Origin of the sequence: Mesorhizobium sp. ISC25 (assembly GCF_042295465.1) — a bacterium.
Classification (GTDB): domain Bacteria; phylum Pseudomonadota; class Alphaproteobacteria; order Rhizobiales; family Rhizobiaceae; genus Mesorhizobium.
Map to the genome: position 1 here is coordinate 3333466 of NZ_CP135441.1, position 12062 is coordinate 3345527.

The window sequence follows — 12062 nt, forward strand, 5'->3', positions numbered from 1 at the left end:
GCTTCGAACGATACAGAGATTGATCGCGAGGCTCTGGCTCGCCTTTTGATCGAAATTGCCCGGAACGTTGATCCGGACTATCGTGCGCGTCTCGACGGAATCCCAACCGCCGATCCTCGCATGGAAACGCTCCGCCAGTTGCTGGTCGGCCGCGAAATTTCGGAGCTTTCGCGAGTTACGCATCTGCTCGACGAACCTGAGCAGCTTGCGGCTGCAGTTGGGGGTGTTCTCCCCAGTGCAGCCGCACGTGCGCCTCATGCGCAACTCGGAGAGGCCCTTGCGCCAGCTGTCGAGAGGGCCGTGCAACGGTCCATCCAGAAGAGCCCGCGTACGCTTACGGATATATTGTACCCGGTGTTTCTGCCGGCTATTCGCAAGTCGATCGGCGAAAAGATCGACCAAACCTTTCAATCGCTGAATGAAACTTTAAGACATATATTTACCTGGCATGGACTCAAGTGGAGGCTTGAAGCTTGGAGAACAGGTGCAAGCTTCTCAGAAGTTGTTCTTAAGCATTCTCTTGTCTATCGTGTGGAACATGTCTTTCTCATCAATCGCAATTCCGGTCTTTTGATAGCGCATGTAACTGCCGATAATGCGACTAGCGAAGATCCTCAACTCATTTCTTCGATGCTTAGTGCAATTCAAGATTTTGTGAAAGACTCATTTAACGAGAAAGAACAGAGTGGCCTGGACACTATTCGTTTCGGGGAGCTTCGTCTCTGGTCGGAAGTTGGACCGTTTGCGACCTTAGTTGCGGTGATCCGGGGAAATCCGCCCGAGGAATTACATGAAAAAATTCGCGATGTATTGCTTCGCATCCATGATGAATGCTCACAGGCTCTAGAGCAGTTTGACGGCGACAGTTCGCAGTTGGCCGGCGTAGAGACGCAGTTGCAGACCTGCGTTGAACTGAAGCAGGAGGAATCAAACCAGGGATTTCCGTGGCTGGTAGTGGCTGCAGTCCTGCTGGTTTTGATTCCCGCAGGCGGTTGGTTCTTTCTTTCCTGGCAATCCGGGCAGCGCTGGCAGGCGTATGTGTCGCGACTGGGGACCCAGCAGGGCATCATCGTTGCCGAACAAAAGGTGCGTGATGGCCAATTCTATATTGCCGGCCTGAGAGACCCGCTTGCCGCCGACCCGCAGTCGCTGTTGGCCGGAACGCAGGTCGATCCCGCCCGCGTTCATTCGCGCTGGCAATTCTATCAGAGCCTTGAGCCGGAGTTCGTGTTGAAGCGGCTAACGGCGTCGCTGGTTCCGCCGGATTCAATACGACTTTCGATCGTCAATGATCGCATCGTTGCCGAGGGTGAGGCTCCCGACAGCTGGATAGATCGCGCACGCGCAACGGCCCGACAGCTTTCGGCAGGCGGACCGGAATTCGATATCTCCAGGGTTCGTGATGTGAGCCCCGAAGCACGCGCGGCGGAGCGCTGGCAGGCCTATGTGTCGCGACTGGGGAGCCAGCCGGGCATCATCGTTGCCGAACAAAAGGTGCGCGATGGCCAATTCTATATTGCCGGCCTGAGAGACCCGCTTGCCGCCGACCCGCAGTCGCTGTTGGCCGGAACGCAGGTCGATCCCGCCCGCGTTCATTCACGCTGGCAATTCTATCAGAGTCTTGATCCGGAGTTCGTGTTAAAGCGGCTAACGGCGTCGCTGGTTCCGCCGGATTCAGTACGACTTTCGATCGTCAATCATCGCATCGTTGCCGAGGGTGAGGCTCCCGACACCTGGATAGATCGCGCACGCGCAACGGCCCGACAGCTTTCGGCAGGCGGACCGGAATTCGACATCTCCAGAGTTCGTGATGTGAGCCCCGAAGCACGCGCGGCGGAGCGCTGGCAGGCCTATGTGTCGCGACTGGGGAGCCAGCCGGGCATCATCGTTGCCGAACAAAAGGTGCGCGATGGCCAATTCTATATTGCCGGCCTGAGAGACCCGCTTGCCGCCGACCCGCAGTCGCTGTTGGCCGGAACGCAGGTCGATCCCGCCCGCGTTCATTCACGCTGGCAATTCTATCAGAGTCTTGATCCGGAGTTCGTGTTAAAGCGGCTAACGGCGTCGCTGGTTCCGCCGGATTCAGTACGACTTTCGATCGTCGAGGATCGCATCGTTGCCGAGGGGGAGGCTCCCGACACCTGGATAGATCGGGCGCGCGCAGCGGCCCGACAGCTTTCGGCAGGCGGACCGGAATTCGACATCTCCAGAGTTCGTGATGTGAGCCCCGAAGCACGCGCGGCGGAGCACTGGCAGACTTATGTGTCACGACTGGAGGCCCAAGCGGGAATCATCGTCGCCCAACAAACGGCGAGGGGTGGACATTTCTATATTTCCGGCCTGAGAGACCCGCAGGCCGCCGACCCGCAGGCTCTGCTGTCCGGAACAGGGGTTGATCCTGCTCGCGTTCATTCGCAGTGGCAATTCTATCAGAGCCTTGATCCGAAGTTCGTGCTGAGGCGGCTGGTAGCGTCTCTGGCTCCGCCGAAATCGGTTCGGCTTATGATCATCAAGGATCGCATCGTTGCCCAGGGTGAGGCTCCTGCCGCCTGGATAGATCGGGCGCGGCTCGCCGCCCAACAGCTGTCCGCGGACGGACTCTCTCTAGAAATCTCCGAGCTGCGTGAGTTGACCCCTCCGGAACTCACTCATTTGAGGGAGGCTATTCAAGCGGTCGACATTTTCTTCGATTCTGGCAAGGCTGTACCGGGACCAGAGCAACTGCCGGTTCTCGACAAATTGGCGAATCAGTTGAAGCAATTGGCCAAGGACGCCCGCAAGGCAGGCGTAACAGCACAGTTCATGTTGACCGGCCATTCGGACGAGACGGGCCGTGAAACGGCCAAATTGTCCATCAGCGCCGCGCGCGCGGAAACAGTTCGTGCGCTTCTCAAGAAGCGCGGCGTCGATCCGGAATTGCTCTTGGTTCGCGGCGCGGGCACCTTTGAGCCAGCGGAGACTGAAAATAGCCGAACCGGGAGCTCGGCCAATCGCAGAGTTTCGGTTACGGTAAACTTCCACTAGGGCGGAGCCCAGGATATTGCAAAAGAAGATCTGCATGTTGGGCGGGTTCGCTGTCGGAAAGACGAGTCTGGTTCGCAGGTTTGTGCAAAGCATCTTTTCCGAAACCTACTTGACCACGGTGGGAGTGAAAATCGACAAGAAGAGTGTCGCATTCCCGGACAAGACCGTGGATCTGATTTTGTGGGATTTGGCCGGCGAAGACGATATCGGCTCATTCCGCGTCAGCTATGTGCGAGGTGCCAGCGGGCTCGTGCTTGTCGTCGATGGAACGCGCGCCGCCACTCTTGCCGTGGCGCTCACGTTGCGCGAGCGGGCCGAGGCGGAATTCGGCGCTATGCCGTTTGTATTGCTGTTCAACAAATCCGATCTGGCCGATCGGTGGGCAATATCGGATAGTGAAATTAACGAACTGAGGCAACTTGGATGGCAAATCTATCTAACAAGTGCGCTTTCGGGTGAACATGTTGATGATGCGTTTCGTCAGCTTGCTTCGATGGTCAGCAAATAAACCATGCATGAATTGCCAAGAGAAGTAAGCAGTTGGATTTACGATTTCTTCTACAACGAGCACTCCGTCGCATATTTGAAAATCGACGCCCAGCTTTGCATAACTGCGAAGGGCGGTAACGTTAAACATTACGGACTCTCATCAGTTCGCATTGGTAAGCCTGTTGCCGAGCAGCTTGAATTCATGGAAGGGTTGCTGCCCTGCCCGGAGCTTCCATATCATATGGCCATGGTCGAACTGCCCAGCGGGCGGGTGGCGGACCTTCATCTTTTTGCTGGCAATGCCTGCGTGTGGCTGCTCTTTCTTGACGCCACTGCCGAACGCGACAACAGGCAGCGGCTTCAACAGAAGGCTTATGAAATGACGCTCCTGCAAGAGAGGGAGCGTCAACTCAACGAGAAATTACAATCGATGAACGAGGCGTTGAGGGCGAGCCAAGAGGGATTGTCGCGTGAATACCAGCGCGCCGAAGCCCTGCTCCTCAACATTCTTCCGGCGTCTATCGCGGAGCGGCTAAAAGCGCACGAAGAAATTGCAGACAACTACGCAGAGGTGAGTGTGCTTTTTGCCGACATCGTCGGTTTTACGGAAAGAGCGCGGAACGTCGGAGCCGTGACGACGCTCGCTATTTTAAATTACTTCTTCAAGGCGGCGGATCTGCTCTCGGAGCGATACGGCTGCGAAAAGATCAAGACAATCGGCGATTGTGTGATGGTGGTCGCTGGCCTGCCCGCCGCGCGATCCGATCATGCGGAAGCCCTTGCGCACTATGCACTTGAACTGCGGAAGGCGGTTAAGCTCGAACGCTTCGCAGGAGAACCGATAAGACTCAGAATTGGAATTCACTCAGGACCAATTGTGGCGGGCGTTATAGGCAAAAGGCGGTTTGCCTATGACCTATGGGGCGACACCGTTAATCTCGCCGCACGTATCCAAACGTCCGCGGAGCCCGATGAAATCCGTATTTCGGATGCAACTCATCAACTGCTTGGACCAAATTTTGCTTGCGATCCACTCGCGGAAACGGAATTGCGTGGTACAGGTCGTGTGCGAATGTGGCGGCTCCCGGCCTGATTTGCCGCATGGCAGTGCCGACCCTGGAGCGCGTTGCATCTCAAGCAACATCATGGTTTCGAATGTCCGCAGCGGTGCGCGAAGCAGTCGACCACCGAGCGACCGATGCCCAGTTCATAGAACGGCCGGAGGCCTGGGCCGAGGTCGGAATGCCCTGCCCCGCGGCTAAATAAACACCGCCAAGTACCTGGCGCAAGGTCTAGCTCGGAACGATGACGTCTTGCACCACAACATCGGTTTCTCCAAGGTAGGAACAACGGCGGACATAGATGTCGTTGCTTGCCGATTTGACCGGAAGGTTACAGCACGATGCCACTCATGATTCGACGATTGGGAGCCAGGAACCTGGCGCGCCCGGCACGGCGTCTCGGAGACCTGACTGCGATGTTTGCCCTGATTGCCAGACCGCTCGTCTTTGGGATCGCCCTTTTGTTGGCTGGTCAGGCAGAGGCCCAGGCGCCGGCGACCGTCCCGCCTGCGAGGGTCAAACAGCTATTCGAGCTTCTCGACGATCCGTCAGTGAAGGCCTGGGTGGCCGAACAGCGAAATCAGGACGCCGGGTCAACGGGAGCGCCTGCCGAGGCAGGAGCTTCGCCGGCCGACGCATCGTCCGACGCCGTGGACGCACCCGGCCAGATGAATACGATGGCATCCTCGACGCTCGATCGGATCAGGCATCATATCGAAAGAATCGTGCGAACTTTGCCCTTGCTGCCAGGCCAGTTCGCGCGCGTTCGGGCAGAGACGATGGAGGATATGTCCAGCAAGGGGTCTGCGGGCGTATTTGTGCTGATTGCGATGTTCATCGCTGCCGGCCTGGCACTCACTTGGGCAACGTACAAAGTCACCCGTCCATTTCGTCTTTGGATTATCGCGCAACCGAAGGATACGCCGGTTGGGCGAGCCAAGAAGATTGGGGGGCGCGCGCTTTATTCCAGCATGCTGATCGTCTCTTTCGCACTGGGCAGCGCCGGCGCGTTCATGTTGTTCGACTGGCCAATGCTTATCCGCGAGATTGTACTGACATTTCTGATGGCGGCGGTCGTTACATGGGGTGTGCGCATGTACGTCATGGCCATGCTCGTCCCTTCCTTCATGAACGTCGAGAACGCTGTCGAGGTTCGTGCTTTGCCGATCACCAACGAAGCGGCTGACCATTGGTCCTATTGGCTACCTCGGATCGTCGGCGTCTTCGCCTTCTTCGGCGCCGCGTTTATTCTCTTGCCAGGTCTCGGCATCGATCAGGACGGAATGATGGTCCTGTCACTGGGCGCAGATTTCGTGCTGCTGTTGCTCCTGCTGCTCGCCATTTGGCGTCGGCCAAGAACGCAGCGAGACGGTGCGCGCCACATCGGTCACACGGAAGCGACATGGCTATTGACTGCCTATTTCGTCGTCCTGTTCCTGCAGCGCATCGCCGGCCTTTATACATACTTCTGGTTCACCTTCGCCGCATTCTTCCTGCCTTTGGCAATCGTGATGACGCAGCGCGGGGTTAATTTCGTTCTGCGGCCAGGTTCGGAAGATGTCGGCCGGCCTACGATCCCGGCGGTGACGATCGCTGTCATCGATCGCGGAATCCGAATGATTTACATCCTGGTGGCGGCTTACTTTCTCGCACGTGTCTGGGGTCTGGACATGCAATCCATGCGGGACAGCGACACGACGACGACGTTCATATTGCGCGGCTTGATCAATGTCGTGGTCATTGCCCTCGCAGCCGATTTCGGCTGGTCGATCATCAAAGCTTTGATCGAACGAAAGCTGGGCATCGAAATACCGCACCCTGTGATCAGCGACGAGGAGGTCCCGATCCTCGATCCGCAGCAGGCGCGGCTGCACACGCTCTTGCCGATCCTCCAGAACATTCTGCTCGCATCGATCATCGTGATGGCAGTACTTATGATGCTCGCCTCGCTGGGTATCCAGATCGGCCCATTGATCGCCGGCGCCGGCGTCGTTGGCGTCGCAGTGGGCTTTGGGGCACAAACCATCGTCAAGGACGTCATTTCAGGCGTGTTTTTTCTGCTCGATGATGCGTTTCGTGTTGGCGAATACATTTCGTCGGGCAATTACAAGGGTACTGTGGAAAGCTTTTCGCTGCGCTCGGTGAAGCTGCGCCACCATCGTGGTCCGCTGTTCACGGTACCTTTCGGTGAACTCGGGGCAGTCCAGAACCAGAGCCGTGACTGGGTTATCGACAAATTCAACATCACCGTTGGCTATGACACCGATATCGACTTCGCTCGCAAGCTGATCAAGCGGATCGGCCTCGAACTGGCGGAAGATCCCGAGTTCAAACACTGGGTGCTCGACCCGATCAAGATGCAGGGCGTACAGGAGTTCGGCGAGTACGGCATCGTATTGAGGGTCAAGGCTACAACCAGACCGGGAGGCGCCTTCGGTATGAAACGCAAATTCTATGTACGCCTCCGCCAAGTCTTCAAGGAGCAGGGCATCGAACTCCCATTTCCGACCGTCCAGGTCCAGGGGCTACAGAACCCACATGGGGCAGAGAATGCGCCATTGGAGATCACACCCGAGTTGAAAATGGCCGTCGCGCAGTCGCACACTATTCGACGCAGGAAAAAAGCTAGCACAACGGAGTAGAAAAACTGTGACACCTGCCGGTCACAACGGGGCTTTCCGCGCATCGCCCGTGGCAGGGATACTCTTTTATCTTCTACCGTTTAAGACGAAAAACATACCGTCACGAGCCTCACCGACCCTGACGGTACTTTGAAAGATTCGGCCGGTAGTATGCCGGAGGTCCGTTGGACCTGGCGTTAGCGTCAAACTCTACCTGCCGATAGATGCCGAACGCCCAACGAACGGATTTATTTCAATGGTTTGTAGCGTGCCATAACGTATTTTCGGATACGTTCGGATGGGCCTGTATCATTCCCATTCGATTGTTCTGAAGCATCATAACGCATTAATCCATCGAGGAAACTCTTTCCGCTGACGACGAAGAACCGTATCCCGGATCCGTCAGAAATTCTCGCTCTTGAATTCAAAGGAGAATTTCGGCGATCCGCGATTTGCTCGGTTTCAAAGACTATCGATATCGGTTGGTCTATTTTCCTCGGAGTTCTCCGCAAAAGCGGCGTCTCCAGCCTGACAAAAAGACCGTCAGCGATGGTGAAGTCCGTCGCCGTCAGTAGTGTGGCCCTCGCGCCGGTTGCGATACGGCGCAACATTCGCGCATTGAACGACGCCGCTTCAAGCGATCGCAGCTCGGCTTCCGACCGGATTACGGCAAGCGTCGCCGGCGACCTGCCGGACGTCAGTCGCGCGATATGGACAGCCCTGCGAGAAACGGCGCGTACGCGGCGAGCCTGCGGGATACGAACTCAGTGAAGAGCCGCACGCGCTTCGTCTTGCGTGTCTCCCCCTGTGTGAGAAGCCAGAGCGTTCCGTACATGTGCAGGTCGGTGCCCGGCACCCTCACCAGTAGGGGGTCGGCATCTCCGACGAAGCACGGCAGTGTCGTCATCCCGAGCCCTTGCCGTACTGCAACGATCTGCGCCTCGCCGTCCGTGGTCCTGAACGGAACCCCCGTGGTACGAACCTCACCCTCGCTGGCCCAATCCGGAATTCCATGAATGCTTATGACGATCCACCGGATGGGATCGGGCGCACCCGCACGCCACGCGGCTAGTCGATCGCGAGACATGTAGACCCCGCCGAACAGCTCCGGTCCCTTCAGGCCGTGAAGATTGAGCGGCAGGGTTTTGCGGTCGTAGACGACGCGGATCGCTACGTCGGCCTCTCGGTTGGTCAGATTTGCCAGCTCGCCGGACGACAAGATTTCCATCTCGATGTCCGGATGCAGACGCGCGAAATCGGCGAAGTCCGGCATGAGCAGGTGTGTCGCGAGGGTCGGAGCCAACGTCACCCGCAGAAGCCCGCGCACGCTCTGGTCGCGCCCGAAGACGCGCGTCTCCAGCTGGTGCGACGACGCTTCCATCTGGTTCGCGAGCTCGAGGACCTCCTCGCCCGCAGCCGTCAGGCGGTAGCCCGAAGGCAGCTTTTCGAACATCTGCGCCCCGAGGCGTTCCTCGAGCTGTGCGATGCGTCGCAGCACGGTCGAGTGATTCACTCCGAGGCGCTCGGCGGCGGCCCGCACTGAGCCTCTGCGCGCGACGGCAAGAAAGTAGCGAACGTCATCCCAGTCGATCATGGTGCAATCCCGCACCGCGCGGTGCGCCTTCCAAAGCCCGTATCTAACACATCGAACAGCAGTACGGGCGGTCATCATCGCCTATGTCGACGAGCGCGGCGGCCCAATTCCGAACGGCGGACACCGATCGTCGCGGCTGGCGTCCAGCCGGATCGATTTTGCACCACCGATGTGCGTGCTTCCGCACTCAACAACTGACGCCGGCGGACCCATTTCGAGGTTCTCGGAGGCAGATGCTGTCCCGACAACACGAAAGGAGAAGTCATGGGAAAGCTTGAGGGTAAGGTTGCAGTCGTCACGGGTGGATCGAGCGGCATGGCGCTGGCGAGCGCCAAGCGGTTCGTAGAAGAAGGCGCCTATGTTTTCATCACGGGCCGGAGACAGGAGGCGCTGGACGAGGCCGTCAAGCTGATCGGCCGGAACGTGACCGGCGTGCGCGGCGACGCGGCCAATCTCGACGACCTCGACCGCCTGTTCGATACAGTCAAGCGGGAAAAGGGCAGGATCGACGTCCTGTACGCGAGCGCCGGCACGGGCGAAGCCGTCCCACTGGGCGAGATTACCGAACAGCACTTCGATGCGACCTTCGGCCTGAATACGCGCGGCACGCTGTTTACGGTTCAGAAGGCGTTGCCGCTGTTCAACGACGGCGGATCGATCTTCATGACCGGGTCAGTTGCTTCGATCAAAGGTTTTCCTGGTTACAGCGTGTATGCGGCGAGCAAGGCGGCGCTGCACGCATTCGCACGCGGGTGGCTCAACGAACTGAAGGGCAGGAATATCCGGGTGAACGTGCTGCACCCGGGGCCGATCGCCACACCGATGCAGGACCAAGTTCTCACTGAAGAAGCGAAGCAGATGTTCGAATCCCTGATCCCGCGGGGAAAGATGGGGCGTCCTGAGGAAATTGCGGCGGCCGCGCTGTTTCTTGCTTCAGACGATTCGAGCTTCGTGAATGGGGTGGAATTGTCTGTCGACGGCGGCTTCTCGGCCATCTGAAATCGCGTCTCATTCACCGCAGGACCTCTACGCGGTCGCCACAGCGGACCGGATAACCCAGCGCCCTTGAAAGCCGCGAACCAATCTCAAAACAAATCGGAGAAGATTATGAGCTACGCAATTGTAGGATTCGGTAAGATAGGCCAGGCCCTCGCCCACGCCTTCGCCCGTAAAAACATCGACGTGACCGTCGCAAGCCGCCGGCCGCCCGAGGCGTTGGCGCCGCAGGCTCGGGCGATTGGACCCACGGTCGTCGCCAAGTCGCTGCGGGATGCACTCGAGGCCGACACAATCATCTTGGCGGTCCCGTTCGGGGAGCATCGCGAAGTTGCGAAGGCCCTGCCGAGCTGGAAAGGCAAGACGGTCATCGACGCGATGAACGCGTTTCCAGTCCCTGAAGAGCTGGACGGTCTCCCGTCCTCCGCCTTCGTCGCGAAGGCGTTCACCGGCGCCAAGCTCGTGAAAGGGTTCAATCACCTGATTGCGGCCACCCTGGCTGCCGATCCGATCGTCGAGGGCGGGCACCGGGTCGTCTTTCTGTCGAGCGACGACGAGGACGCGATCGCTCCCGTGGCGGCCTTGGCCAAACAACTCGGGTTCGCACCCGTCAAACTGGGAAAGCTCAACGAGGGTGGCGCGCTGGTGCACGCACGCGGCCGCACTTGGGGCCAGCTCATCTTCCAGGATTTGTTCAAGAGGGAGCAGTGACCGATGTATGACCACGTGATTTGGCCCGAGCGATATGATCCGAAAACGTCGGCTATCTACGCACTCAACGACATTGACGTGAAGGCGCCGCCTGACGTGGTCTGGAAGCTGCTGGTCGATGCCGAGAATTGGTCGAGCTACTTTCCCGCCGAAAATCAGGTCAAGATCCTGACCGGCAAGCCGGAACTGGCGCTTGAAACCAGATACATCCGTGTGACGGTTGGCTTTCCGATGAGTCTGGTCGTGACGGAGTGCGAACCCTTCCACAGGCTGGCATGGGCGACAACAGTCGATGGCGACGAGACCGGCTCGAGCGCATACCACGGCTGGGTCATCACCCCTACGGTCGATGGCTGCCATGTGCTGACCGAAGAAACGCAGCAGGGCCCTTGGTTCCTTGAGGAACTCGGGCGCAAGCATCCCGGTGCACTCTACCGCTATCACCAGGAATGGGTCGAAAGCCTCGCCCGCGCTGCGGAGGCGGAAGCGGTAAGCAAGGCAACTTGATGCGCGTGTCTTGAGGCCTGGCCCGTTGCTTGGGCCGCAACGCTTTCGACCGAACAGTACTGGGCCTGCCTTCGTCCGAATATTGTCGGTACTCAACAGACGACGGGCGCTTCCAGCCTGGATCGGCGGATGATCACCCACCTACCATTGGAGATAGATGATATGAATATTGAACTCAGGGGCCGCAAGGCGATTGTCACCGGATCGACCGCCGGTATCGGCCGCGCGACGGCGGAGGGGTTGGCCCGTGCCGGTGCATCGGTCGTCGTCAACGGCCGTGGGAATACCCGGGTCGACGAGGCGGTGCGGCAGATGCGGCAGGCCTTTCCCGGAAGCGACATCTCGGGCATCGCCGCCGATCTTGCGACAGCGGAGGGTGCCGAGGCCTTGATCGCGCAGGCGCCGGACGCCGATATCCTTGTGAACAATGTTGGTACGGCTCACATCCGGAGCTACAGTGGCGTCGAGGACATCGCGAAGATCCCCGACGAGGACTGGCTTGGCCTCTTCCAGTTGAACGTAATGAGTGGCGTGCGCGTGACCCGTCATTACCTGCCGCGGATGGTGGCGAAGGGCTGGGGCCGTGTCGTGTTTGTAAGTAGCGAGTCCGCAGTCAACATCCCCAAGGAAATGCTCGACTACGGCATGACCAAGACAGCTCAACTCGCGATCTCGCGCGGGCTTGCCGAGGCGGTCGCGGGCACGGGCGTCACTGTCAACGCCGTCTTGCCGGGACCTACCCGCTCTGAGATCCTGGGCGACTTCATGGCGAAGCAGGCTGACGCAAACGGGATCACGCAGCTGGAAGCCGAGCAGGGCTTCCTAAAGGCGATGCGTCCAACCACCCTCATCCAACGCTTCGCCACCACCGATGAGGTGGCCAACATGGTCATCTACGCATGCTCGGAGCAGGCTTCGGCGACAACCGGCGCGGCTTTGCGGGTGGATGGCGGCGTGGTCCGCTTCGTCGCGTAGCTGCCGAGACGGTTATGGCGCCAATGGCGCCGACCAGCGGACGGTCGACACCAGCGGCTGAGCGTCCCTTGAGTTTCTCCTGCC

Annotated in this window: 9 protein-coding genes; 8 read left to right on the forward strand and 1 reads right to left on the reverse strand. The window is 58.9% G+C overall.

Going from position 1 to position 12062, the window contains the following annotated elements:
* Positions 1-45 precede the first annotated feature (45 nt).
* The 4 genes from RQ479_RS16680 (at position 46) to RQ479_RS16695 (ending at position 7216) form a co-directional block, all read left to right on the forward strand.
* Positions 46-3024, forward strand: coding sequence for an OmpA family protein (locus RQ479_RS16680; RefSeq protein WP_376701876.1), 2979 nt, complete (start codon positions 46-48; stop codon positions 3022-3024).
* 16 nt (positions 3025-3040) lie between these two features.
* The gene (locus tag RQ479_RS16685) at positions 3041-3532 is read left to right on the forward strand and encodes a Rab family GTPase (protein WP_245525621.1); all 492 of its coding nucleotides are present in this window, start codon (positions 3041-3043) and stop codon (positions 3530-3532) included.
* Positions 3533-3535: 3 nt separating this feature from the next.
* Positions 3536-4606 carry an adenylate/guanylate cyclase domain-containing protein gene (locus tag RQ479_RS16690; RefSeq protein ID WP_376701877.1) on the forward strand — a complete coding sequence of 357 codons (1071 nt, stop codon included), beginning with the start codon at positions 3536-3538 and terminating at the stop codon, positions 4604-4606.
* Positions 4607-4990: 384 nt separating this feature from the next.
* Positions 4991-7216, forward strand: a complete 2226-nt coding sequence (locus tag RQ479_RS16695) for a mechanosensitive ion channel family protein (RefSeq protein ID WP_376701879.1) — start codon at positions 4991-4993, stop codon at positions 7214-7216.
* Positions 7217-7892: 676 nt separating this feature from the next.
* On the opposite strand, the gene RQ479_RS16700 is transcribed toward RQ479_RS16695, so the two are convergent.
* Positions 7893-8789, reverse strand: a complete 897-nt coding sequence (locus RQ479_RS16700; protein WP_376701880.1) for a LysR family transcriptional regulator — start codon at positions 8787-8789, stop codon at positions 7893-7895.
* 264 nt (positions 8790-9053) lie between these two features.
* On the opposite strand from RQ479_RS16700, the gene RQ479_RS16705 reads away from it, so the two are divergent.
* From RQ479_RS16705 to RQ479_RS16720, 4 genes are all read left to right on the forward strand, one after another.
* Entirely contained in the window at positions 9054-9788 is a 735-nt protein-coding gene (locus RQ479_RS16705; RefSeq protein ID WP_376701881.1) for an SDR family NAD(P)-dependent oxidoreductase, read from the forward strand.
* Between the two features lie 108 nt (positions 9789-9896).
* Positions 9897-10496 carry an NADPH-dependent F420 reductase gene (locus RQ479_RS16710; RefSeq protein ID WP_376701882.1) on the forward strand — a complete coding sequence of 200 codons (600 nt, stop codon included), beginning with the start codon at positions 9897-9899 and terminating at the stop codon, positions 10494-10496.
* 3 nt (positions 10497-10499) lie between these two features.
* A complete protein-coding gene (locus RQ479_RS16715; RefSeq protein WP_376701883.1) occupies positions 10500-11003 on the forward strand; it encodes an SRPBCC domain-containing protein in 504 nt (167 codons plus the stop codon).
* A gap of 162 nt (positions 11004-11165) precedes the next feature.
* Positions 11166-11978: an SDR family NAD(P)-dependent oxidoreductase gene (locus RQ479_RS16720; protein ID WP_376701884.1), complete on the forward strand. Its 813-nt coding sequence runs from the start codon at positions 11166-11168 to the stop codon at positions 11976-11978.
* Positions 11979-12062: the final 84 nt, after the last annotated feature.

Coding starts and splice junctions, on each gene's coding strand:
- RQ479_RS16690 (WP_376701877.1), top strand. CDS start 3,536: ATGCATGAATTGCCAAGAGAAGTAAGCAGTTGGATTTACGATTTCTTC.
- RQ479_RS16695 (WP_376701879.1), top strand. CDS start 4,991: ATGTTTGCCCTGATTGCCAGACCGCTCGTCTTTGGGATCGCCCTTTTG.
- RQ479_RS16700 (WP_376701880.1), bottom strand. CDS start 8,789: ATGATCGACTGGGATGACGTTCGCTACTTTCTTGCCGTCGCGCGCAGA.
- RQ479_RS16705 (WP_376701881.1), top strand. CDS start 9,054: ATGGGAAAGCTTGAGGGTAAGGTTGCAGTCGTCACGGGTGGATCGAGC.
- RQ479_RS16710 (WP_376701882.1), top strand. CDS start 9,897: ATGAGCTACGCAATTGTAGGATTCGGTAAGATAGGCCAGGCCCTCGCC.
- RQ479_RS16715 (WP_376701883.1), top strand. CDS start 10,500: ATGTATGACCACGTGATTTGGCCCGAGCGATATGATCCGAAAACGTCG.
- RQ479_RS16720 (WP_376701884.1), top strand. CDS start 11,166: ATGAATATTGAACTCAGGGGCCGCAAGGCGATTGTCACCGGATCGACC.